The organism is Lysobacterales bacterium, from assembly GCA_016721845.1.
Taxonomy (GTDB): Bacteria; Pseudomonadota; Gammaproteobacteria; order Xanthomonadales; family Ahniellaceae; genus JADKHK01.
This window is the reverse complement of sequence record JADKHK010000005.1, coordinates 1-23135: the sequence shown is the minus strand read 5'-3', so window position 1 is coordinate 23135 and position 23135 is coordinate 1. Positions and strand designations below refer to the sequence as shown.

The following is a 23135-nucleotide window of genomic DNA, read 5'->3' as shown; positions in this document are numbered from 1 at the left end:
TACTCCGAGGTGTCGCCATGATCGACTTTCGCCAGTACATCACCCTTGAAGCCGACAAGCGCGGCGGCAAGCCCTGCGTGCGGGGACTGCGTATCGCAGTTCAAGACGTGTTGGGCTGGCTGGCGTCAGGCCAGACGCCGGACGACATCGTGCTGGACTACCCGGAACTGACGCGGGATGACATTCGCGCCTGTCTCGCGTGGGCTGCCGCGCGCGAGCAGAGCGTGGCCTGGGTTCAGGCCGCAGCGTGAAGCTGCTGCTCGACGAGAATTTGTCGCGACGGATTGTTCCGTCGTTGCAGCAACGATTTCCGGGATCCACGCAGGTTGCACTGGTCGGCCTCGAACGCGCCGCCGATGTCACGCTCTGGGATTACGCACACGCGCATGGCTTCATCCTCGTCAGCAAGGACGACGATTTCCGCGATCTGCAGTTGTTGCGCGGACATCCACCGAAGTTGATCGTACTCAGGCTGGGCAACGCCACCAATGCGGCCGTGCTCGAGGCATTGTTGAACGCGGCGGAGCGTGTCATCGCAACGCTCCAGCTGGATGACGTGGGTATCGTCGAAATCTTCTGAGAGCGCCCTTCGGCGCACCCCGAACAGTCACTTGCGCGCCGCGAACCACCGCCCGATCGCCGCGCGTTCGGCCTCGGTCATCTGGGTCATGTTGCCGGGCGGCATGATCTTGAGTTCGACGACTTGTTTGTGGATCAGCGCGGCATACGTCTCGACGAGTTCGGGCGTGTCGTAGACCAGGTTTTTGGGCGCGCTCGCCATCAGCGTCGGCCTGGCCGCGTGGCAGCCGCTGCAATGGGTGTGCAGCAGCGGCATGATCGCAACCGTATCGGGATGCTCGCCGTAGGCATCGGGCAACACGATCGCCGGGGATGGCACACCGTTTGGCATCGTCGCGCCATTCGCGGAAGAAACGGTCTCGACGGCCGCCGCAGCGGCGTCGTTGCGCACGGTTGGCGACAGCCAGAACAACAGTCCCAGCAAGACCAGGGCACCGGCGACCAGCAGGCGCCAGGCGCGTTCGCCGCTGTGCCAGAGCACGAAGAACTGCCGGATCATTGCCGCCGCCGCCATCGCCACCGCGAGCACGATCCAGTTGTGCGCGTGCGCATAGGCGGTGCCGTAATGCGTGCTCAGCATCGCGAACACCACCGGCAGCGTGAAATAGGTGTTGTGCACCGAACGCTGCTTGCCGTTCGCGCCATCGAGCGGATTCGGCGTCTCGCCTTTCGCAAGCGCGGCGACCATGCGCTTCTGGCCGGGAATGATCACGAAGAACACGTTCGCCGACATGATCGTCGCCAACGCCGCACCGACCAGCAGGAAGGCCGCACGCCCGGCGAACAGATGCGTGGCGACATAGCACAGTGCCAGCGTCATCGCGGCGACCAGCGCGCCGAGCAAGCGATCGCGGGAGCCGACGACCTTGCACATCAGGTCGTACAGGAACCAGGTCAGCACGAGGAACACGATCGCGGCTGTGACGGCCGTGGCGGGCGACAGATCGGCGACGCCGCGATCGATCAGATACAGATCCGGCGACAGCAGATAGGTCAAGGCCAGCAGGCCGAAGCCGGACAACCAGGTCGTATACGACTTCCATTTCGACCAGTGCAATTCGGCGGGAAGTTGCGCCGGTGCCGGCAGGAATTTCTGCTTCAGGTAGAAGCCGCCGCCATGCACCGACCAGGATTCGCCGAACAGACCCTGGACGCCCTGTTTCGGTGGCTTCAGGCCGCGATCAAGCGCGACGAAGTAGAACGACTCGCCGATCCACGCAATCGCCGCGACCACATGCAGCCAGCGCAACAGGAAGGCCGCGGCCTCGGTCCAGAATGCGAGCACGACGACCTCAACTGCCGCGGTAGGTGCTGTAGCCGTAGGGCGAGGCCAGCAGCGGCACGTGGTAATGCGCCTTGGCATCGTTGATGCCGAAGCGGATCGTGACGACATCGATGAACCGCGGCTCGGCCATCTTCACGCCCATGCGCGAAAAATAGTCGCCGATCGCGAAATCGAGTTCGTAGACGCCAGCGGTGATCGCCATGCCGTCGAGCAAGGGCTGATCGCAACGGCCATCGGCATTGGTGGTGTGTCCGGACACGAACTGGCGCTCGTAGCCGTTCATGCGATACAGCGCGACCGCGATGCCGGCACCGGGCTTGCCGTGTGCGGTGTCGAGGACGTGGGTGGTGAGCTTGCCCATGGCGTCAGGCCTTCGTGCAGTAAGCGGCCAGTGTATCGAGATCGGCGCGGCGTTCCGATGTCGTCGTGAATGCCGCTTCGAGGCTGTTGCGCGCCAGCTGGACGATCTGGTCGCGATTCAAATCCAGCGCGGCGGCGGTTTCCAGATAGTTCTGGTTGATGTAGCCGCCGAAATAGGCCGGGTCGTCGGAGTTGATCGTCACGCGCACGCCGCGTTCGAGCATGCGCTTGAGATTGTGCTCGGCGAGCGCCTTGAACACGCACAGCTTCAGGTTCGACAGCGGGCACACCGTCAACGCCATGCCGCTCGCGATCAGGCGCTGCATCAGGCGCTCATCCTGGATCGCGCGCACGCCATGGTCGATGCGTTCGACCTGCAGCACGTCGAGCGCGCTCCAGATGTATTCCGGCGGCCCTTCCTCGCCGGCATGCGCGACGACGTGCAAGCCCAGTTCGCGTGCCATCGCGAAGACGCGGGCGAACTTCTCCGGCGGATGCCCGACTTCGCTGGAATCGAGCCCGACGCCGATGATGTCGTTGAGATAGGGCTTCGCGGCCTCCAGCGTCGCGATCGCATCTTCTTCGCTCAAGTGCCGCAGGAAACACAGGATCAGGCGCGCGCGAATGCCGAGTTTCGACTGCGCCGCATCGCAGGCGCGCTTCAGGCCACGGATCACCACGCCGATGTCGATGCCGCGTTCGGTGTGCGTCTGCGGATCGAAGAACAGTTCGGCGTGGATGACATGATCGGCATGGGCGCGTTCGAAATACGCCCAGGCCATGTCGTGGAAATCCTGCGCGGTGATCAGCACTGAGGCACCCGCGTAGTAGATATCGAGAAAGCTCTGCAAATTCGTGAACGCGTAGGCCGCGCGCAGCGCCTCGACACTTGGGTACGCGAGCGCGATGCCGTTGCGCTGCGCGAGCGCGAAGATCAGCTCGGGTTCCAGCGAACCCTCGATGTGGATATGCAGTTCGGCCTTCGGAATGCCGCGGATGAACTCGGCCAGATCATTGGACATGGGATGCTCCCGATACGAAGCGCCGAGTCTGCATCAATCCGCGCGGAGCGGCCAGAGCGACGGCCCTGCGCTAATCTTTGCGCATGACCCCGAATACCCGATTCATCTTGAATGGACGCGCCGTGGATCTGGCCGGCGCCGACCCGACGCAATCCCTGCTGCGCTGGCTGAAGTCGCGGCCGCTGACCGGCACCAAGGAAGGTTGCGGCGACGGCGACTGCGGCGCCTGCACGGTGGCGATGATCGAGACCGATGCCGACGGCCGTTCGCACTATCGCGCCGTCAACAGCTGCCTGCTGCCGCTGGGCGCGTTGGCCGGCCGCGAGATCGTCACCGTCGAGGGTCTGGCCGAGGGCGAGCGCCTGCACCCGGCGCAGCAGGTGATGGTCGACGGTGCCGGCTCGCAATGTGGTTACTGCACGCCCGGGTTCGTGATGAGCCTGTTCGTCGGCACCCACGACGGCGACCTGTCCGACCACTGCATCGAGGGCAACCTGTGCCGCTGCACCGGCTATCGGCCGATCCGCGATGCAGCGAAGCAACTGGCAGCGCTGCCCGTCGTCGAAGACCGCTTCGGCACCGCGCTGCAGCACCCGCGGGCGGCGCTGCCATCGGTCCGCGTCGGCGACTTCCACAACCCGACCACAGTCGCTGAAGCATTGACGCTAAAGCAGGCGCATCCCGACGCGATCTGGATCGCCGGCGCCACCGATCTCGGCGTAAATCTGAGCCGCGGCCAGACCGTTGCACCCGCCTTCATTGCGCTCGACCGCATTGCCGAACTGCAAGGCATCGATATCGGCGCAACGTCCGTGCGCATCGGCGCCGGAGTGTCGTTGTCGCGCATCGAACACGAACTCGCGGGCCAGTTCCCGCTGCTCGATGACATGCTGCCCTGGTTCGCGGCGAAACAGGTCAAGAATCGCGCGACCTTCGGCGGCAGCCTGGGCTCGGCCTCGCCGATCGGCGACCTCGCGCCGATCCTGCTCGCGCTCGGCGGCAGCGTGCATCTGGCCGGTCCCAACGGCATGCGCGATCTGCCGATCGACGGGTATTTTCTCGACTACCGCAAGACGCAGCGCATGCCTGACGAACTGATCGTCGCCGTCACGCTGCCGAAGACACGCGATCTCGTCACCGCCTCGTACAAGATCGCGAAACGCCAGACCGACGACATCAGCATCGTCGCCGCGAGTTATGCGATCCGCCTCGATGGCGAGCGGCGCGTACAACACGTGCGTCTTGCCTACGGCGGCATCGCCGCGATCCCGAAGCGTGCCGTGAACACCGAGGCCTTGTTGCTCGGCCAGGTGCTCGGCGATGCGCTGGTCGAACGCGCGCGTGCGGCGCTGATCGAGGAATTCACGCCACTCAGCGACCATCGCGCCGACGCCGATTATCGTCGTGCGCTGGCCGGCAACCTGTTCGTGAAGTTCGTTGCGGAGAAGCTGGCATGAGCACGCCGACCACGCACGAATCCGCCGTCGGTCACGTCACCGGTCGCGCCGTCTACGCCGACGAGCAGCATCCGCCGCAGGGCTTGCTGAGCCTGTATCCGGTGCAGGCGCCGCATGCGCATGCACGTATCCTCGCGGTCGACGTATCTGCCGCGCTGACGATGCCCGGTGTCGTCACCGTGTTGACCGCAACCGACGTGCCGGGCACCAATGATCTTGGCCCGATCGTGCACGATGAGCCGGTGATGCCGGCGGACCTCGTCAGTTTCTACGGCCAGGCGGTGGCCTGGGTGGTAGCCGAGGACGAGACCCGGGCCGCGGCAGCGGCGAAGGCCGTGCGCGTCGACTACGAAGCGCTGCCGGCGATCCTCGACGTGCATGCGGCGATCGCCGCGAACGCCTTCCATCTGCCGCCGGCCAAGGTCGAACGCGGCGATGTCGGCAGCGGTCTCGCAAATGCGCCGCATCGCCTGCACGGCGAACTGATGATCGGCGGCCAGGATCATTTCTATCTGGAAACGCAGGCCTGTTGGGCCCAGGTCGACAGCGAAGGCACGGTGCAACTCACGTCCTCGACGCAGCATCCGAGCGAGACCCAGCACATGGTCGCGCACGTGCTCGGTATTCCGTCGAATCGCGTGGTCTGTCGTTGCCTGCGCATGGGCGGCGGTTTCGGCGGCAAGGAGACGCAGGCGAACCCGTTCGCTGCGGCCGTAGCCTTGGCGGCGTGGAAGACCGGTCGACCGGCGCGCGTGAAACTGCATCGCGCACTCGACATGCAACTGACCGGCAAGCGCCATCCGTTCTATGCGCGCTTCGAAGTCGGCTTCGACGACGACGGTTTGATCCACGCGGCCCGCATCGACCTGGTCGCCGACGGCGGCTGGAGCGTCGACCTGAGTCCACCGGTGCTGATGCGCGCAATGGTGCATGTCGACAACGCCTATTTCATTCCGCACATCGAAGTGATCGGCCGCATCGCGAAGACGAATCTCGCCTCGAACACCGCCTTCCGAGGCTTCGGCGGCCCGCAGGGCATGGTCGTCGGCGAGGAGATCGTCGATCGTGTCGCGCGTTTCCTCGGTCTGCCGGTCGATCAGGTGCGCGAGCGCAATTTCTATCGCGAGGGCGAGACGCCGGATCGCAACCAGACGCACTACGGCCAGCCGGTCGTCGACAACGAACTGCCGACGCTGTGGGCGCAGTTGCGCGCACGCAGTGACTACGACGCGCGCCGCCGCGACATCGACGCCTTCAACCGCGTGCATGCGCAGACCAAGCGCGGGCTGGCGATCACGCCGGTCAAGTTCGGCATCTCGTTCAACAAGACCGAATACAACCAGGCCGGCGCGCTGGTGCACATCTACACCGACGGCAGCGTGCAGCTGAACCACGGCGGCACCGAGATGGGCCAGGGCCTGCACACGAAGATGCTGGCGGTGGCGGCGAAAACGCTGGGCGTGCCGGTGTCGCGCATCCGCATCATGCCGACCAGCACCGACAAGGTGCCGAACACGTCGGCGACGGCGGCCTCGAGCGGTTCCGACTTGAACGGGCAGGCAGTCAAGGCCGCATGCGAATCTCTGCTCGCGCGCATGGCGCCGGTGGCGGCGGCGTCGCTGGGTGGCGATGCGGGTGAAGTGAGGTTCGAACACGATCGCGTGTTCCTGCACGAACGGCCGGACGTATCGCTCGCGTTCGACGACGTGGTGCGCGCCACCTACAACGCCCGCATCAGCCTGTCGGCCACCGGCTACTACCGCACGCCCGGACTGAGCTGGGACCCGAAACTCGGACGCGGCCATCCGTTCTACTACTACGCCTTCGGCGCGGCCGTCTGCGAGGTCGAAGTCTGCGGCCTGACCGGCGTGCAGCGCCTGATGCGTACCGACCTGCTGCACGATGTCGGCGACTCGATCGCCGAAGGGATCGATCGCGGCCAGATCGAAGGCGGCTTCGTGCAGGGCCTGGGCTGGCTGACCAGCGAGGAATTGCGCTGGAATGCGCAGGGTCGGCTGCTGACCGACGCGCCCAGCACGTACAAGATTCCGACCGTCGGCGATGTGCCCACCGATTTCCGCGTCGATCTGTACCGACGCGCGAAGCCACCCAGCACGAACGTGATCTTCCACAGCAAAGGCGTGGGCGAGCCGCCCTTGATGCTGGCGATTGCGGCGCGCGAGGCGATCCGCGATGCGGTCGCGGCATTCGGCGATGCACGCGTCGTCGAACTCGCTGCGCCCAGCACGCCGGAAGCCATCTACAACGCGATCATGAAGGTGCGCGGGGCGTGAGCGAGCGCAGCAGCCTCCCCCTCCCGGCCTCCCCCTTGCTGCGCAAAGGGGAGGTGACAAGCCTGCGTTCGCGAGCTCACGGCTCTGCTCCCTCCCTTGCGCGCGAAGCGCGGAGGGGAGGGTTGGGGTGGGGTGCGTAGCAATGAGCCAGCGCCTGTACGCGACGCTGACCGAGTGGCTGTCGCGCGAATCCGTCGTGCTCGCGACCGTGCTCGATACGCGCGGCGCGGTGCCACGGCATCGCGGTGCGCAGATGCTGGTCGCAGCCACACGGACGAGCGGCAGCGTCGGTGGCGGGCGGCTGGAAGCACTGGTCATCGATGAAGCCCGCGCCTTGCTCGCACGCGGCGAACGCATCGGCGCGGTCGCGATCGACCTGACCGGACGCGAGGGTGCACAAGGCATCTGCGGCGGCACGATGCAGGTGGCCTTGCGTTGCTGGCAAGGCAACCGCGATGCGGCACGCGCTCAATTGCTCGCCGAAACGCTTTCATCGGGAAAGCCGGTCACGCTCGATGCCGATGATCTCGGCCACGACAGCACCCACACGCTGCAACCGACACCGCGCCTTCTGATCATCGGCGCCGGCCATTGCGGCCTCGCACTCACTCGCGCAGCGGCCTTGCTCGACTACGACATCCACGTCGTCGACGCCCGCGCCGAAGGCTACGACCACGCCGATTTCGTCGGTGCCACCTGCCACGACCACCTCGACGCGATCCCGCACTGTCTCGACACGCCGCGACGCATTCATGCCGTGCTGCTCAATCGCGACTGGCACGCCGACCTCGCCAGCCTCGAACATCTCGCCGCACGCCCACCCGAATTCATCGGCATGATGGGCAGCCGCAAACGTGTCGCCGAAGTGCTCGCGAATTTGCCCGCGACCTGCACCCACCTTCGCGACCACCTCATCGCCCCCGTCGGCCTCGACCTCGGCGCCGAAACCCCCGAAGAAATCGCGGTGAGCATCCTCGCTCAACTGATCGCGTTCGAACGCGAAAGCCGGAGAAATAGCGCATGAACTCGCAACAGAAATCGGGATTTGTCACGACGCTGGGCTGGATCTTCGTCGCCTTGTCGATAATGACCGCGATGGTGTCGATCCTTCAGAACATCATGGTCCATGTGCTGTTCAACGGCCCCGACTTCGATCGCGCCATGAACACCATTCCGGCCGACACGCCATGGGTGTTCAGGCTGATGCTGGGGAACTTCAAGATCTTCGTCGGACTGTTTCTGGTCGGCTCGCTGGTCATGTTGGCGGCGTCCATCGGGTTGCTGCTGCGGAAGAACTGGGCACGTATCACGATGATCGTCCTGATGGTCGGCAGCATTGCTTCTCAGCTGCTCGGCTTGTTGGCTCAATTCAGCGTCATGGGCCACATGCGCCAGCAGATTGCGGTCGCGCCGGGCGCGCCCGACGTGGGCCTCTTCCTCGTGGCCATGACGATCTTCAGTGCCGTGATCGGTCTGGGCTTCTGCATCCTGTTCGGCTGGATCGCGAAGCGCTTGATGTCGCCCGAGATCGCCGCCGAATTCGGTCGATAGGCCCAAGCGTTCCCCACTCGTGACCAATGCCACGAGAAGGGTGCATTCGGGGCGATAGGCTCGTGCTCGGTCTTCTGGAGAGCGGCGATGCGGCGAGTGATGTGGGCGGTGGTGTTGGGCGCGAGTGCGCTTGCGGCGGGTGCGAAGGACGCGGGGCCGAAGCCGATCGATGTGGCGGCGCTGGCGATCCAGCACGAGACGTTCACGCTCGACAACGGCTTGCGCGTGGTCGTGCACGAGGACCACAGCGTGCCGCTGGTTGCGGTCAACTTCTGGTACCACGTCGGCTCGCGCAACGAGCAACGCGGTCGCACCGGCTTCGCCCACCTGTTCGAGCACTTTTTCTTCAACGGCTCCGAGCACTATCCGCACGGTTTCCGCGAAGCCATGGACGACCTCGGCGCCAACAACCGCAACGGCACCACGAATACCGACCGCACCAACTTCTTCGAGGACGTGCCGACTTCGGCGCTGGAACGCACTCTCTATCTCGAAGCCGACCGCATGGGCTTCCTCGCCGGCAACCTCTCCGCCGAGATGCTGGAGCGCGAACGCGGCGTCGTGCAGAACGAGAAGCGCCAGGGCGAGAACCAGCCCTACGGGCGCAACTTCGACCGCATGGTCGAAACCATGTATCCGTATTCGCATCCGTACAGCTGGTCGACCATCGGCAGCATGGCCGATCTGAATGCCGCGACGCTGGACGACATCAAGGACTGGTACGCCTCGTGGTACGGACCGAACAATGCCGTGCTCGCACTGGCCGGCGACATCAGCGTCGATGAGGCGAAGCGACTGGTTGGCAAGTATTTCGGCGGCATCGCCCCCGGCCAGCCGATCGCCAAACTGAAAGCCTGGGTGCCGACGCTCGACGCCGACATCCGCGAGCACATGGAAGATCGCGTGCCGCAGACACGCATCCTGCGCGCCTGGCACATCCCGCAGGCCGGCACGCGCGAGCTGCATGCGCTTGAACTCTATGCCGGCCTGCTCGCGGGCAGCGACAGCTCGCCGCTCGACAAGCGCCTCGTGTTCAGCCAGCAGCTCGCGACCTCGGTCGCGGCCTTTGCCTGGGGCCAGGAATTGTCGGGGCTGCTGATCGTGCAGGCCGACGTCAAGCCTGGCGTCGATCCGGCCACGGTCGAACGCGAGATCGACGCCGTGATCGCCGAGACCCTGGCCAAGCCGCTCGGCAGCGCCGAACTCGAGCGCGCCCGCACGCGTTACCTCGCCGACTTCGCGCGTGGCATCGAACGCCTGGGCGGCTTCGGTGGTCGCGCCGACATTCTCGCCGAACACCTGACCCAGTTTGACTGTGCCGACGCTTATCTCGATCGGCTGAAAGACCTGAACGCGATCGACGCCGGCGAAGTGCAACGCGTCGCGACGCAGTGGCTTGGCCGCCATCACTACACGCTGACCGTGGCGCCGTTCGCGAACCTGAAAGCCGCGAAGAACGATCTCGACCGCACCCACCTGCCCGCGCTCGGCACACCACCGGACGTGCGGTTCCCCGATGTGCAGCGCGCGACGCTGGCCAATGGTTTGAACCTGATGTTGATGGAACGCCACGCCGCGCCGCTGGTGAACATGGTGCTGGCGGTCGATGCCGGCGTCGCCGCCGACTCGCCTGACGCACGCGGCACCGGCCGCTTCGCGATGGACCTGCTGCTGAAAGGCACGACCAAGCGCGATGCCTTCGCGCTCGCCGATGCGCGCGATGCGCTCGGTGCCGTCATCAGTGTCAACCACGGGCTCGACCAGTCGCTGCTGCAACTGAATGCGCTGAAGCCGAACCTCGCCGCCTCGATCGACCTGTTCGCCGAAATCGCGCGCACGCCATCGTTCCCGGCCGACATGATCGAGGTGCAGCGCAAGCAGCAACTCGCGACCATCGCGCAACAACGCGCGAACCCGATCGGCATGGCCCAACGCGCCTCGGCACCGTTGTTGTTCGGCGCGGATCATCCCTACGGCCAAGCCGCCGGCGGCGTCGGTGATACTACGGTCGTGCAGGGCCTGTCGCGCGATGCGCTGGCGCAATGGCACACGCGCTGGTTCGTGCCCGGCAACGCCACCCTGGTCGTGGCCGGCGACGTGACGATGGACGAACTCAAGGCGCAGGTGCAGCGTGCCTTCGGTGATTGGACCGGATCGATGCCCGCGACGAAATCGATCGGCGCGGCGACGTCGAGCGGGACCGGCAAGGTCTATCTGATCGACAAGCCCGGTGCGCCGCAGTCGCTGATCTTCGCCGGCCACGTCACCACGAACGGTGCACGCCCGGACGATCTCGCGCTGGAAACGGTGATGCGCAACTTCGGCGGCATGGCGACCTCGCGCCTGAATCGCAACCTGCGTCTCGACAAACACTGGTCCTACGGCACGATGGGCGGCCTCCAGGCCGCACGCGGCCCGCGCCTGTTCAACGTGTTCGCACCGGTGCAGACCGACAAGACCAAGGAATCGATGATCGAAGTGAAACGCGAGATCGATGGTCTCGCCGGTGCGCGCCCGCTCGCGGGCGAGGAACTCGACAGCATCCTGCGCAGCCAGGTTTCGCGCCTGCCAGGTCGTTTCGAGACGCTGGACAGCCTGCTGATGGCCGGCCTCGATGTCGTCAACATGGGTCGCGACGCGCGCTACTACACCGACTACGCCGCGCAACTGCGCCAGCTCGACGGGAACGCGCTGAATGCCGCAGCGACCGCTACCGTGAAACCGCAGCAGCTGATCTGGATCGTCGTCGGCGACCTGAAGCAGATCGAGGCGGGCGTGCGCGAACTCGGTTTCGGCGAGGTGGTGGTCATCTCGGCACCGTGACCTGCCTCAGCCGGGTCCCTTCAACACCTGCCCATCGTCGAACCGGATCTCGCGCGGATACCAGCCGAGCGGGATCTCGGCGATCGGGCGTTGCATCAGGGCACGGTCGGCGGCGTTCGCGTCCTTCGGCGTGCGGCAACGCACGTCGCGGTGGTCGAGCGACCCGATCGGGTTGGCGTCGTCGATCCAGCACGAGGCGGCCGGCATCAACCCGCTGCCATCGACCTCCACGAGTCCACGCAGCAGGTTGATGGTGCGGTTGCCACGGTTCCAGAAGCGATAGGTGATGACGGTGCTGCGCTGCTCGTTGTCGCGCAGCGGCTGCTTGATCGCGCCAGCACTCGGCTGACCGTAGATCTCGGCTTCGGTGAGTTCCTGCCGATTGACGATGCGTGCGGTGACGATGTCGCGCAACGGCTTGAATTGCGCATCGCGTTCGGCTCGGAAAGCGGCCATCCGCGCCTGCTCGACTTTCATCTTCTCGCGATGGGTCTTCTCCAGCGCGATGGCTTCGGCGAAGGTGCGCGCCGTCAGCGGATTGTCGGGATCGGCGAACTGTGCCGGCAACACGTCGCCATTGCTGCGCTTGAGGTAATCGGTCACCAGTTCGCGGTCCTCAGGCGGCAGTTTCGCGAGCTGCGGTGCGATCGGGGAAAGATCGTCGACGTCCATCGGCAGCGTGGTGCGGTAGGGATCGGTGCCGATCCGGTACAGGCCGAACATCGCCATCAGGAACAAGACCAACAAAATCGTGCTGCGCATGGGTCACCCGGGGTTCGAACTTGGTGGGCCGCGATCTGGGACAATCGCGGCAGACCCGGAGTTTGCCCGCATGTCCGCCGCCGAATCCATCGTGCCTTCGTCCAGCCTGCAGGAATGGTTCGCCCCGTTCCGCCGCCACATCATCGGCATCGACCAGACCTTCGAGTCACCCTGCGGCACGCAGCGCATCGTCTACGCCGACTGGACCGCCAGCGGACGCATGTATGGCCCGCTCGAAGACGTGATGCGCGACCGCATCCTGCCCTTCGTGGGCAATACGCATACCGAGACCAGCGAGACCGGGGCGACCATGACCCTGGCGTATCACCACGCCCTGAAGCGCATCAAGCAGCACGTGAATGCCGGGCCGAACCATGCGCTGATCTGCTACGGCACCGGCATGACCGCGGTCGTCAACAAGTTCCAGCGCATCCTCGGTTTGCGCGTGCACGAGCGCTTCCGCGACCTCGCACTCGCACCGGCGCACGAACGCCCGGTGGTGTTCGTCAGCCACATGGAGCACCACTCGAACCAGACCTCGTGGCTGGAGGCGCTGTGCGACGTGCGCGTGATTGACGCCGATGCGAATGGCCTGGTCGATCTCGGCGCGCTCGACCGCCTGCTCGACGAATACCGCGAGCGTCCGCTCAAGATCGCCAGTGTGACCTCGTGCTCGAACGTCACCGGCCTGTTCACGCCCTACCACGACATCGCCGAACGCATGCATCGCGCCGGCGGCCTGTGTTTCGTCGATTTCGCCTGCAGCGCGCCCTACATCGACATCGACATGCGCCCGCCCGGGCGACCCGAGGCACAGCTCGACGCGATCTTCTTCTCGCCGCACAAGTTCCTCGGCGGGCCCGGCACGCCGGGCGTGCTGGTGTTCGACCAAAAGCTTTATCGCAACCGCATCCCCGACAACCCGGGCGGCGGCACCGTCGACTGGACCAACCCCTGGGGCGAACACAAGTACGTCGACGACATCGAGGCGCGCGAGGACGGCGGCACACCCGGCTTCCTGCAGGCGATCCGTGCGGCGCTCTGCGTGGAGCTGAAGGAGTCGATGAGCCCGGCGCGGATGCTGGCGCGCGAAGCGGAACTGCTGGCCATCCTGTGGCCGGGCCTGCGCGCGATCCCGGGCCTGCACCTGCTGGCCGACAACCAGCCGCATCGGCTCGGCGTGCTGTCGTTCTACATCGACGATCTGCATTACAACCTGGCGGTACGGCTGTTGAATGATCGCTTCGGCATCCAGTGCCGCGGCGGCTGTTCCTGTGCCGGCACCTACGGTCACTACCTGCTCAGCGTGAGCCACGAGTTTTCGCATTCGATCACCTGCCAGATCGACGCCGGCAACCTCAGCGACAAGCCGGGCTGGGTGCGCGTGTCGATCCATCCGACCATGACCGACGACGAGGCGCACCTGATCGTGCGCGCCGTCGGCGAAGTCGCCGCACAGCATCGCGATTGGGGCCGCGATTATCGCTACTGCTCGCGCAGCAACGAGTTCTGCCATGTGCGCGAGGACGATGCGAAAGCGAAGCGCGTCGCCGGATGGTTCGCGCAACTGCAGGAACCGGCAGCGGACTGACCCCTCGTCCCGTTGCGATGCTGACCCCCTCCTCCCGACTCGCAGACGTGATCCAGCCGCTGACCGCGGCGCATCCCGGCGTGTCGGGGCTGATCGCGCTCGATGAAGGTGGCGACGCGTTCGCGGCGCGCATCCAGCTCGCCGATGCGGCCGAGCAGCGCATCGACGCGCAGTACTACATCTGGCACCACGACAATGCCGGCACCCTGCTGCTGCAAGCCTTGCTGCGCGCGGCCGATCGCGGCGTGAGGGTGCGTCTGCTGCTCGACGACAACAACACCGATGGCCTCGACGACCTGCTGGCGGCACTCAACACGCATCGCTGCATCGAGGTGCGGGTATTCAATCCGTTCCGGTTGCGGCGGTGGCGTTGGCTCGGTCTGCTCGCGGACTTCGCGCGCCTGAACCGGCGCATGCACAACAAGTCTTTCACCGTCGACGGCGTCGCGACCATTGTCGGCGGACGCAACATCGGCGACGAGTATTTCGGTACCGGCGACGGCGTGCAGTTCATCGACCTCGACGTGTTCGCAATCGGTCCGGTGGTGGACGAGGTCGGCGCCGACTTCGAGCGCTACTGGAGCAGTGCGCCCGCGCGTCCGCTGGCACGTGTGCTCGGCACCCGCCTGGCCGACCCGGGAGCACTGGTGCGGCTCGCCGGCCCGCATCGCGCAATGCCGGATTCGGAGGCGTCGCTGCGCCCGCGCTGCGTGACCGACCTGCTGTGCGGCTGCATCGATTTCGAATGGGCGCAGACGCGCCTGATCAGCGACGACCCGGCCAAGGTGCTGGGGCGAGCGCATCGGCGCGGCCTGATCTGGCCGAAGTTGCGCGAGATCCTCGGCTCACCGAAACACTCGCTGCACGTGGTGTCGCCGTACTTCGTGCCGACCGCGGTCGGCGTCGAATTCTTTGCGGCGCTGGTGCGGCAGGGCGTCGCGGTATCGGTGCTGACCAATTCGCTGGAAGCCACCGATGTCGCCGCGGTCCACGCCGGTTATGCCAAACGCCGTGCACCGTTGCTGCGTGCCGGGGTGCGCCTGTTCGAGTTGCGGCGCCTGATTGCACTGCCGCGCACGCGGCAGCGCCGACAACGCGTGCAGTCGTCGGCCAGCCTGCACACGAAGACCTTTGCGATCGACCACGAGCGCGTGTTCATCGGCTCGTTCAATTTCGACCCGCGTTCGGCGCAACTCAATACCGAGATGGGCCTGATGATCGAGAGCGCGGCGCTGGCGCGTGCCTGCAGCGACGGCTTCGGCGACGAAGGGCCGGCGAACAGCTATCGGGTGCGGCTGGAGGGGGCGGGCAACCTGCGCTGGCAGGATCGCGACGACGACGGCGAGCATGAACATCGCGTCGAACCCGGCGCCTCGTGGTGGCGCCGGGCATGGGTACGTCTGCTCTCCTGGCTGCCCGTCGAGCATCTGCTCTGACGGGCAACCGCAAAGGTCTTACTTGAGGTCGAAGCGATCGAGGTTCATCACCTTGGTCCAGGCCGCCACGAAATCGCGCGTGAACTTCGCCTGCGCGTCGCTTTGGGCATAGACCTCGGCGATGGCGCGCAGCTGCGAATTCGAACCGAACACCAGATCGACGACGGTACCGGTCCACTTCAGCGCGCCGCTGGAACGATCGCGGCCTTCGAGCACGTGGGCGTTGCCGGCGGATCGCTTCCAGACCGTACCCATGTCGAGCAGGTGGACGAAGAAGTCGTTGCTCAGGGTGCCGGGACGGGCGCTGAACACGCCATGGCGGGCCTGGCCGACATTGGCATCGAGGGCGCGCAGGCCACCGATCAGCACGGTCATCTCGGGCGCGCTCAGGTTCAGCAGTTGCGCCCGGTCGAGCAGCAACTCGGCCTGCACGCTTTCAAGTCCGGCAGCGACATAATTGCGGAAGCCATCGGCCTTGGGTTCCAGCACCGCGAAGGAATCGACATCGGTCTGCTCCTGGCTGGCATCGGTGCGACCGGCGGCGAACGGCACCGTCACGTCCTGCCCGGCCTGCTTCGCGGCCTGCTCGATCGCAGCGCCACCGGCGAGCACGATCAAGTCGGCCAGCGAGACCTTCTTGCCACCGGACTGCGCCGCATTGAACGCCGACCCGATGCCTTCCAGCGTCGCCAATACCTTGGCCAGCTGTGCCGGCTGGTTGGCCGCCCAATCCTTTTGCGGCGCCAGACGGATGCGCGCACCATTGGCACCACCGCGCTTGTCACTGCCGCGGAACGACGCGGCCGAGGCCCAGGCGGTTGAAACCAGCTGCGGGATGCTCAGGCCGGAGGCGAGCACGTTTGCCTTCAGCTGCGCGATGTCCTGCGCATCGACCAGCGGGTGGTCGACCGCCGGCACCGGGTCCTGCCAGATCAGGTCTTCGGCCGGCACTTCCGGTCCGACGTAGCGCGACTTCGGGCCCATGTCGCGGTGCGTGAGCTTGAACCAGGCGCGTGCGTAAGCGTCGGCAAACTCATCCGGATTGGCCAGGAAGTGGCGCGAGATCTTCTCGTAGGCCGGATCCATCTTCAGCGACAGGTCGGCCGTGGTCATCATCGGCGCAAACTTCTTCGACGGGTCGTGCGCATCCGGGATCATGTCTTCGGGATCGACGTTCTTCGCGCGCCACTGGTGCGCGCCGGCCGGGCTCTTCACCAGTTCCCAGTCGTATTTGAACAGGACCTTGAAATAGCCCATGTCCCAGGTGGTCGGGTTCGGCTTCCAGGCGCCTTCGATGCCGCTGGTGATGGTATGCGCGCCCTTGCCGGTGCCGAAGGAATTGATCCAGCCCAAGCCCTGCGTTTCGATGTCCGCCGCTTCCGGCTCGACGCCAACCTGAGCCGCGTCGCCGGCGCCATGCGCCTTGCCGAAGGTGTGGCCGCCCGCCACCAGGGCCACGGTCTCGTAATCGTTCATGGCCATGCGCGCGAAGGTTTCGCGCACGTCGCGGCCCGAGGCCAAGGGGTCCGGGTTGCCATCCGGTCCTTGCGGATTCACGTAGATCAGGCCCATCTGCACGGCGGCGAGCGGGTTGTCCAGCTTGCGATCACCGGAGTAGCGGCTGTTGGGTTTGTCGCTGGTCGCCAGCCACTCGGTTTCCGCGCCCCAGTAGATGTCTTCTTCCGGCGCCCAGATGTCGGCGCGACCGCCGCCGAAGCCGAAGGTCTTGAAGCCCATCGTCTCCATCGCGACGTTGCCGGCGAGGATGAACAGGTCGGCCCAGGACAGCGCATTGCCGTACTTCTGCTTGATCGGCCACAGCAGGCGGCGGGCCTTGTCGAGGTTGCCGTTGTCCGGCCAGCTGTTCAGCGGGGCAAAGCGCTGGTTGCCGGTGCCGGCACCGCCACGACCATCGGCCACGCGATAGGTGCCGGCGGCATGCCAGGCCATGCGGACCATCAGGCCGCCGTAATGGCCCCAGTCGGCCGGCCACCATTCCTGCGAATCGGTCATCAGCGCGGCGAGGTCCTTCTTCAGGCCCGCGTAGTCGATCGACTTGAACGCCGCGGCGTAATCGAAGTCCTTGCCCAGCGGGTCGGACTCGGCGGAATGCTGATGCAGGATCTTGAGATTCAACTGGTTCGGCCACCAGTCGCCATTGGACGGTCCGCCGGCCTTGGCATGCATCGGGGCAGTGGCCGCGAACGGGCATTTCGATTCGGTCGTCATGGAACTCTCCTGTGAAGTGGATACGGCAAGCCCAAGCACTATGGCACCCGGCCAGCAATAGATAAAATCGTTTGAACTGATAATTTCGATAGCTTTTGGCTATCCAATGGATTGGCGACCATCGCCGTCGATCGGCGTGTATCGCTTCGACCTGCGTCACCACGACAAGTTGCGGCGACCCTGATCGAGATCAATGCCCGGCCGACCCCGTCGACCGGATCATTCCACTTCTCTGCAGTGATTTGCTGCGACCAGCATCAGGAGTCGACCATGGAATTCCGCATCAGTCTCGCCGGCGCAACACCCGATCTCGCCAAGATCGAACCGATCCTGCGCCACATCGACCCCGCAGCAACCCTCGATCTCGACGCCGCCTCCAACACCCTCCGGGTGTCCGGCATCTTCGGCGCCGCCGAACTCCCTGCGCTGCTGAACCAGGCCGGCCTCAGGCTCGATCACCAGCAGATCAAGCAGTTGCCGTCGGTCTGCTGCGGCGGCTGCGGCGGATAGGTCGGGCGTCGATTCCTGCAGTCGGGCGGGACCGCCTGGCGGCGATCGCCGTGCGCGCTCCAAGGCCGTGTCGGTCGCCGACCGTCGGCGTATGCTCGGGGCATGCGTGCATTTGTCCTCTCCCGCTACGGCGGACCCGAACACACCGCCGTGGGCGAAGTGCCGAAACCGTCGCCGCGGGCTGGCGAATTGCTCGTTCGCGTCGAGGCCGCCGGGCTCAATCCGGTCGACTTCAAGACGCGCATGGGTGCGCTCAAGATCATCCGCGACTACCCACTGCCGATCGTGATGGGCAACGAGCTTGCGGGGGTGGTCGAGGCCGTGGGTGCCGGCGTCACCCGCTTCACCGCAGGCGATCGCGTGTATGCACGCGTCGACAAGGACCACATGGGCGCGTGCGCCGAATTCGCCGTGGTCCATGAGGACCATGCCGCCGTGATGCCCGCGTCGCTGGACTTCCCGACGGCGGCCGCGGTGCCGCTCGCTGCCCTCACTGCGCTGCAGGCGCTGCGTGACGAATTGCAGTTGCAGGCGGGGCAGCGCATCTTCATCCCGGGCGGTGCCGGCGGCGTCGGCACGTTCGCGATCCAGCTCGCCAAACACATGGGCGCGCACGTCGCCACGACCGCTTCGCCGCGTGGCGAAGCGCTGGTCCGGCGACTGGGCGCCGACGTGGTCATCGACTATTCGCGCGAACGTTTCGAAGACCACTTGACCGGCTACGACTGCGCCTTCGACCTGATCGGCGGCGACACGCTGTCGCGCCTGTTCCGGGTACTGAAGCCGGGCGCCCGCGTCGTCTCCGTCGCCGGCCTGCCGGAACCACAGACCGCCCGCAAGGATCTCGGCCGCGGCCCCGCCCTCGCCGCCCTGTTCTGGCTCGCCAGTCTCGGCATCCGCATGCGCGCCTCGCGCCATGGCGCGAGCTACCGTTTCCTGTTCATGCACCCCAGTGGCAGCGACCTCGCCCATCTGGCATCACTGATCGATGCCGGCCAACTCGAAGTGATCGTTGACCGCATCTTTCCCTTCGCCGAAACCAAGCAAGCGATGGCCTATCTCGAAACCGGGCGCGCCAAGGGCAAGGTCGTCGTGGCGATCACAGGCGCGCCCACACGCCCACCCGACGGTGGCATCGACCGCTGAGCTTGTTGGAGAACAGCGCGGCCGGGCCAACTTGGATCGCAAAGCATCATCTGATCGCTTCGATCACCTTATGCTTTTCGCCACACATTTTTTTGACCCCGGAACTGGTGGGCCCGCACGGATTCGAACCGTGAACCAAGGGATTATGAGTCCCCTGCTCTAACCGTTGAGCTACAGGCCCGGATGGGGTGGCGACGATAGCGACGCGAACGTGCGGGTGCCAGCGTCAATGCAGGTCGCAGGCGCTGGCGGCGAAGCGCGTTGCGGCGGCGGTGAAGGCAGCGGCGTCCTGCCAGTCCGGTCGCTGCGTTGCACGGATCAGGGTGTTGCTGCGCGCATCGAAACAGAACAGGGCATCGAGTCTTGGCGCGACGGCGCGTTGCTTGATCAGGGCGACATCGCCGCTGGCGATGCGTTGCGGCCAGGTCGACACATGTTCGGGCAACACCGGGACCAGTTTCGGCAGCAGGTTCGTCGCCTGTTGCGGCGGCATCGCCACGCCGCCCTGGGCATTGCGCACGAACGGCACGGGGCCGATGTGGTCGGGCACGATGGCGAGTGCGAAGGCGTCTTCGTCGAGGGTGTCGGCGGCCTCGGCGAGTTGCGTCATCAGTGCCGGCATCGCCGCGCCCGCACGCGCCCATTGCGCCAGCGTGTGCGTCTGCGCGTAGGCGAATGCGGCGACCAGGGCGCACGCGACGACCGGCTGCGCACGCGCGCGCAACAACCCGATCGCCGGCGCCATCGCGAGGACCAGCCACGCGGCGGTCGCGTAGTAGAAGCGGCTGCCTTCGCCGTGCGCGTAGACACCGCCGAGATGCGGCAGCAGCGACGCCAGCGACAACAGCGTCCACGCGACCGGCAATCCCCACGCCGGGAACAGCACTCGTTCGCGACCTGCGACGAATGCGGCGCCCACGATCGCGAGGCCGACCACGACCAGCGCGACCAGCCCTTTCAGCGCCGCATCGGCGTAGACGAATTGCGGAATCGACCCCAGGGCCGACAGTCGCCCGACCAGGTCGGTCATGCCCAACGCGGCAGTGGGGTCGGCGTCCGGATAGACCTGCAGGGCACTGCCGAACAAGGCGTAGCGAAGACCGAGATAGGCGAAGAACAGCAGCACCGCCGGCAGACAGTCGCGCAGCATGCGCAGGCCGCGCGCGATCACGGGCTCGCCGGCTGGCGCACGCATCAGGCTCGCGAGCACGAGCAGGCCCGGGGTCGGCATCGCCGCTTCTTTGGCCGCCAGCCCGAGCGCGAATCCGAACAGGCTGAGCGCGCGCCAGCGATCGAAGCCCTGCGCACGCAGATGCGCATACACCGCGATCAACATGCCGGTGACCGCGAGCAGGTCGTAGCGCCCCGACAGCCAGATGCTCACCTCGGGTGCAAGCGGAAAGCACAGGAACAGCCCCGCCGCCGCACTTGCACGCAAGGCGTCGCCGCCGAGCGCGCGCATCACCGCGGCGACCAGCAGGGCGTTGCCGATGTGAATCGCGAAACTGGTGAGGTGCCAGGGCAAGGGCGCCCAGCCGAACAGGCGTTGATCCAGTCCGTAGGTGATCAGCGCCAGCGGTCGGTAATAATGGCTCGGCACATCGAACCCGGCCGCGAACTTGGCGAAGATCGACGGCCAGAACGCGCCGTTCGCGTCCCAGCCGACCAGCCAATGCATGACCGCGAGATCGTCGCTGAGGAACTGGCCGTTCAAGGCCGGCCAGGCGATGGCGACTGCGACTGCGACGGCGCTCCACCCCACCCATCGTGCCGAAGTCACAGCGCACTCCGGAACAGCGCGAGCAGGGCCAGTCCGCTCAGGTAGCTGGCCGGATCACGCAAGGCGAACAGGATCGGGTCGGCGCGCACCAGCCCGCGACCGGCCAGCGTCCACAGCCGCGCCAGCCAGTACAGCAACACCGGCGCGACCAGCCACAGCCATTCCGGGCGGGCATACAGGCGACGCACGTCCTCGCTCTGCACGTACAACGCGAACACCAGCACCGCCGTCAGCGCCGATGCCGCGCCAAGCGCGAGCACGACCGGCGCATCGGCGGCCCGATAGGCGCGACCGTCGAGCCCGTCGCCGGTATGCATCGCCAGTTCGCCATAACGCTTCAGGGCGGCGAGGCTGACAAACAGGAACAGCGCGAAGCCGAGCAACCAGGGGCTCAAGGTCACCGCGATCGCGAACGCACCCGCGGCCACGCGCAGCACGTACAGCGCCGCGAGCACGAGGACATCCAGCCAGAGCACGCGCTTGATCGCGAAGGTGTAGGCCAGCGACAGCGCCACGTAGACCGCCAAGGTCGACGCCGCCGCTACCGGCAGCATCGTCCCCGCCAGCGCCGCCGCGACGAGCAACATGGGCGCGATCCACCATGCCGACGACGGCGCCAGAGCACCGCTGGCGAAGGGCCGTTTCGACTTGTCAGGATGCGCGCGGTCGGCGACGACATCGACGGCGTCGTTGACGACGTAGATCGCCGACGCCGCCAGACAGAATGCCGCGAACATCCACGCCGCGGCGATCCAGGCGGTCGCATCGGCATAACGATGCGCAGTGAACACGGCGACGAAGACCAGCAGGTTCTTGGCCCACTGGTGCGGGCGCAACAGGCGCAACAGTGCGGCAACGGACAGGCTCATGCGCCGATTATGCCGGCGTCGCCGCGACAGAAGCACCACGGCCGCGATCGCGCGCGGCCGTGGCCGGGGCACGGCCCATGCGAATTACTCGAAGCCGTTCTCGAAGATGGCATCCACCGGTGCATCGTTGTCGGTGATGTTCGCGACGACGCCGGGTACGACCACGGCGCCGTAACCGCCGCCGCTCGCCGCGTGCGCGATATTGCCGACGTGCGCGCCTTCGTCGACGAGATCATCGACGGCAGTCACGGTGACGGTCTGCGCCTGGCTCCAGTTGCCGGTCGTGAAACCGAGCGGATTCGGCGACACCGTGACCTGCGCATCCGGGCTCAACGCGATGCTCACGTTGCCCGACGGCGGCGCATTGAGCACGACGCTGTAACTGTCGGTCGCGCCGCCTTCGACGACCTGGGTGCTGCCGCCGGATTCGCTCAGCGTGACGCCCGGCGGCGCATTGCAGGCGCCGTTGCCGACCGCGCACACCGCGGGTGCCAAGGCCGCCGTCAGCCGCGTGCCCGGGGCGAGGTTGGCGTTGTTCAAGGCGTATTGCGTGACGATCGTGCCGGTAGCGGCGGCCTGCACGCCGATGCTCGAACCGGCACCGTTGCTCGATGGCCCCGCCCCGGTCAACAGGTAGATGTAGTCGAAACTGCTCGAGCCTTCGTGCAGCACGATGGCAGCGCGATTGTTGGTCGCGATCGCGCCGTCGCCGCGAATGCGGCCGCGCCATTCGATGATCCAGTCGCGATTGGGTGCCGAGCCCTCGACCTTGGTGTAGATGCCGGCGCCGGTGGCGGCGCCACCACCCGCCACGTCCATGCGCCAGTCATCCCATTGCAGGAACAGGGTCGGCGCCGACGCCGGGAAGACCGCCTGGCCGTTGCCCGTGCCGGCCGCCGGCAGCGCCGCATTGTTGAAATCCTGCGCGCCCTGGGTGGCGCGGAATTGCAGGTTGCCATTGGTGCTGGCACGCAACACGGTACCGGCCGGATAGTTCGTGCCGTAGACCGAGAACGCGAACGGCGTGGTGACCGCGACGATGGGTTCGGACGATGCATCGCTGGCGTCGCTGCCGGCCACGAGCACACCATCGTTCGGCAAGCTCGCGCCGCTGGAAGCGGTGAACGTGTAGTTCTGTGCCGCGGTCAGCCCGACCGGCAGGGGCAATGGCGCGACCAGGGTGCCGCCGGTGTAGTTCACCGTCAGGGTCGCGTCGATGGTGCTGAAGCACTGCAGCGCACCGGTCGTGCTGATCTCGAATGGCGTCAATGTGGTGCGGCTCTCGCCAGGCGGGATGTCGGCGAACGCGGCATTGGCCTGGGTGATGCCGGCATTGGCGGTCGCCGTGGACAACACCCCGCTCACGGCCGTCGCCGGCACGTTGCCGTTGTTGCGCAACGTGACGCCGAGCTGGTTGCACTCGTTCGGTTCGATCAGACCG

At 66.3% G+C, this 23135-nt stretch carries 19 protein-coding genes and 1 tRNA gene; 11 read left to right on the top strand and 9 right to left on the bottom strand.

Annotated features, from left to right (window positions below):
- Nucleotides 1-20: 20 nt before the first annotated feature.
- Complete coding sequence (locus IPP28_02555) at nucleotides 21-251, top strand: DUF433 domain-containing protein (GenBank protein MBL0039933.1); 231 nt, start codon at nucleotides 21-23, stop codon at nucleotides 249-251.
- Nucleotides 248-580, top strand: coding sequence for a DUF5615 family PIN-like protein (locus IPP28_02550; protein ID MBL0039932.1), 333 nt, complete (start codon nucleotides 248-250; stop codon nucleotides 578-580). The genes IPP28_02555 and IPP28_02550 overlap by 4 nt, the downstream gene beginning before the upstream one ends.
- A 27-nt stretch (nucleotides 581-607) precedes the next feature.
- Here the strand turns inward: IPP28_02550 and IPP28_02545 are convergent, their stop codons facing one another.
- The 3 genes from IPP28_02545 to IPP28_02535 are packed head-to-tail and all read right to left on the bottom strand — an operon-like array spanning nucleotide 608 to nucleotide 3246.
- Nucleotides 608-1942 carry a urate hydroxylase PuuD gene (locus tag IPP28_02545; GenBank protein MBL0039931.1) on the bottom strand — a complete coding sequence of 445 codons (1335 nt, stop codon included), beginning with the start codon at nucleotides 1940-1942 and terminating at the stop codon, nucleotides 608-610.
- Nucleotides 1872-2225 carry a hydroxyisourate hydrolase gene (gene uraH, locus IPP28_02540; protein ID MBL0039930.1) on the bottom strand — a complete coding sequence of 118 codons (354 nt, stop codon included), beginning with the start codon at nucleotides 2223-2225 and terminating at the stop codon, nucleotides 1872-1874. Before uraH ends, IPP28_02545 begins: the two co-directional genes overlap by 71 nt.
- 4 nt (nucleotides 2226-2229) lie before the next feature.
- Complete coding sequence (locus IPP28_02535) at nucleotides 2230-3246, bottom strand: adenosine deaminase (GenBank protein ID MBL0039929.1); 1017 nt, start codon at nucleotides 3244-3246, stop codon at nucleotides 2230-2232.
- A gap of 83 nt (nucleotides 3247-3329) precedes the next feature.
- Here IPP28_02535 and IPP28_02530 point away from each other — a divergent pair, with 83 nt between their 5' ends.
- The 5 genes from IPP28_02530 to IPP28_02510 all read left to right on the top strand — a co-directional run bounded on the left by IPP28_02530 (nucleotide 3330) and on the right by IPP28_02510 (nucleotide 11371).
- Nucleotides 3330-4703, top strand: a complete 1374-nt coding sequence (locus IPP28_02530) for an FAD binding domain-containing protein (GenBank protein MBL0039928.1) — start codon at nucleotides 3330-3332, stop codon at nucleotides 4701-4703.
- On the top strand, nucleotides 4700-6997 hold the full coding sequence (gene xdhB, locus IPP28_02525; protein ID MBL0039927.1) for a xanthine dehydrogenase molybdopterin binding subunit: 2298 nt from the start codon (nucleotides 4700-4702) through the stop codon (nucleotides 6995-6997). Before IPP28_02530 ends, xdhB begins: the two co-directional genes overlap by 4 nt.
- Before the next feature lie 142 nt (nucleotides 6998-7139).
- A complete protein-coding gene (locus IPP28_02520) occupies nucleotides 7140-8021 on the top strand; it encodes an XdhC family protein (protein ID MBL0039926.1) in 882 nt (293 codons plus the stop codon).
- On the top strand, nucleotides 8018-8548 hold the full coding sequence (locus tag IPP28_02515; GenBank protein ID MBL0039925.1) for a hypothetical protein: 531 nt from the start codon (nucleotides 8018-8020) through the stop codon (nucleotides 8546-8548). Before IPP28_02520 ends, IPP28_02515 begins: the two co-directional genes overlap by 4 nt.
- A gap of 87 nt (nucleotides 8549-8635) precedes the next feature.
- Nucleotides 8636-11371, top strand: a complete 2736-nt coding sequence (locus tag IPP28_02510) for an insulinase family protein (GenBank protein ID MBL0039924.1) — start codon at nucleotides 8636-8638, stop codon at nucleotides 11369-11371.
- 6 nt (nucleotides 11372-11377) lie between these two features.
- Here the strand turns inward: IPP28_02510 and IPP28_02505 are convergent, their stop codons facing one another.
- Nucleotides 11378-12133 (bottom strand): hypothetical protein, encoded by a 756-nt coding sequence (locus tag IPP28_02505; protein ID MBL0039923.1) that lies wholly within the window; start codon nucleotides 12131-12133, stop codon nucleotides 11378-11380.
- Between the two features lie 70 nt (nucleotides 12134-12203).
- Here IPP28_02505 and IPP28_02500 point away from each other — a divergent pair, with 70 nt between their 5' ends.
- Nucleotides 12204-13724 (top strand): aminotransferase class V-fold PLP-dependent enzyme, encoded by a 1521-nt coding sequence (locus IPP28_02500; protein MBL0039922.1) that lies wholly within the window; start codon nucleotides 12204-12206, stop codon nucleotides 13722-13724.
- Between the two features lie 17 nt (nucleotides 13725-13741).
- Nucleotides 13742-15160 (top strand): phospholipase D family protein, encoded by a 1419-nt coding sequence (locus tag IPP28_02495; GenBank protein ID MBL0039921.1) that lies wholly within the window; start codon nucleotides 13742-13744, stop codon nucleotides 15158-15160.
- Between the two features lie 18 nt (nucleotides 15161-15178).
- Here IPP28_02495 and katG read toward each other — a convergent pair whose 3' ends face one another.
- Nucleotides 15179-17389 carry a catalase/peroxidase HPI gene (katG, locus tag IPP28_02490; GenBank protein ID MBL0039920.1) on the bottom strand — a complete coding sequence of 737 codons (2211 nt, stop codon included), beginning with the start codon at nucleotides 17387-17389 and terminating at the stop codon, nucleotides 15179-15181.
- A 270-nt stretch (nucleotides 17390-17659) separates the two neighbouring features.
- On the opposite strand from katG, the gene IPP28_02485 reads away from it, so the two are divergent.
- Nucleotides 17660-17899 carry a hypothetical protein gene (locus tag IPP28_02485; GenBank protein MBL0039919.1) on the top strand — a complete coding sequence of 80 codons (240 nt, stop codon included), beginning with the start codon at nucleotides 17660-17662 and terminating at the stop codon, nucleotides 17897-17899.
- A 102-nt stretch (nucleotides 17900-18001) separates the two neighbouring features.
- A complete protein-coding gene (locus tag IPP28_02480) occupies nucleotides 18002-19045 on the top strand; it encodes an NADP-dependent oxidoreductase (GenBank protein ID MBL0039918.1) in 1044 nt (347 codons plus the stop codon).
- A 105-nt stretch (nucleotides 19046-19150) separates the two neighbouring features.
- Here IPP28_02480 and IPP28_02475 read toward each other — a convergent pair.
- The 4 genes from IPP28_02475 to IPP28_02460 all read right to left on the bottom strand — a co-directional run.
- Nucleotides 19151-19226 (bottom strand) — tRNA-Ile (locus IPP28_02475).
- A gap of 45 nt (nucleotides 19227-19271) precedes the next feature.
- On the bottom strand, nucleotides 19272-20825 hold the full coding sequence (locus tag IPP28_02470) for a hypothetical protein (GenBank protein MBL0039917.1): 1554 nt from the start codon (nucleotides 20823-20825) through the stop codon (nucleotides 19272-19274).
- Nucleotides 20822-21694: a UbiA family prenyltransferase gene (locus tag IPP28_02465; GenBank protein MBL0039916.1), complete on the bottom strand. Its 873-nt coding sequence runs from the start codon at nucleotides 21692-21694 to the stop codon at nucleotides 20822-20824. Before IPP28_02465 ends, IPP28_02470 begins: the two co-directional genes overlap by 4 nt.
- Before the next feature lie 84 nt (nucleotides 21695-21778).
- A partial coding sequence (locus IPP28_02460) for a hypothetical protein (GenBank protein ID MBL0039915.1) occupies nucleotides 21779-23135 on the bottom strand: 1357 nt, incomplete at its 5' end.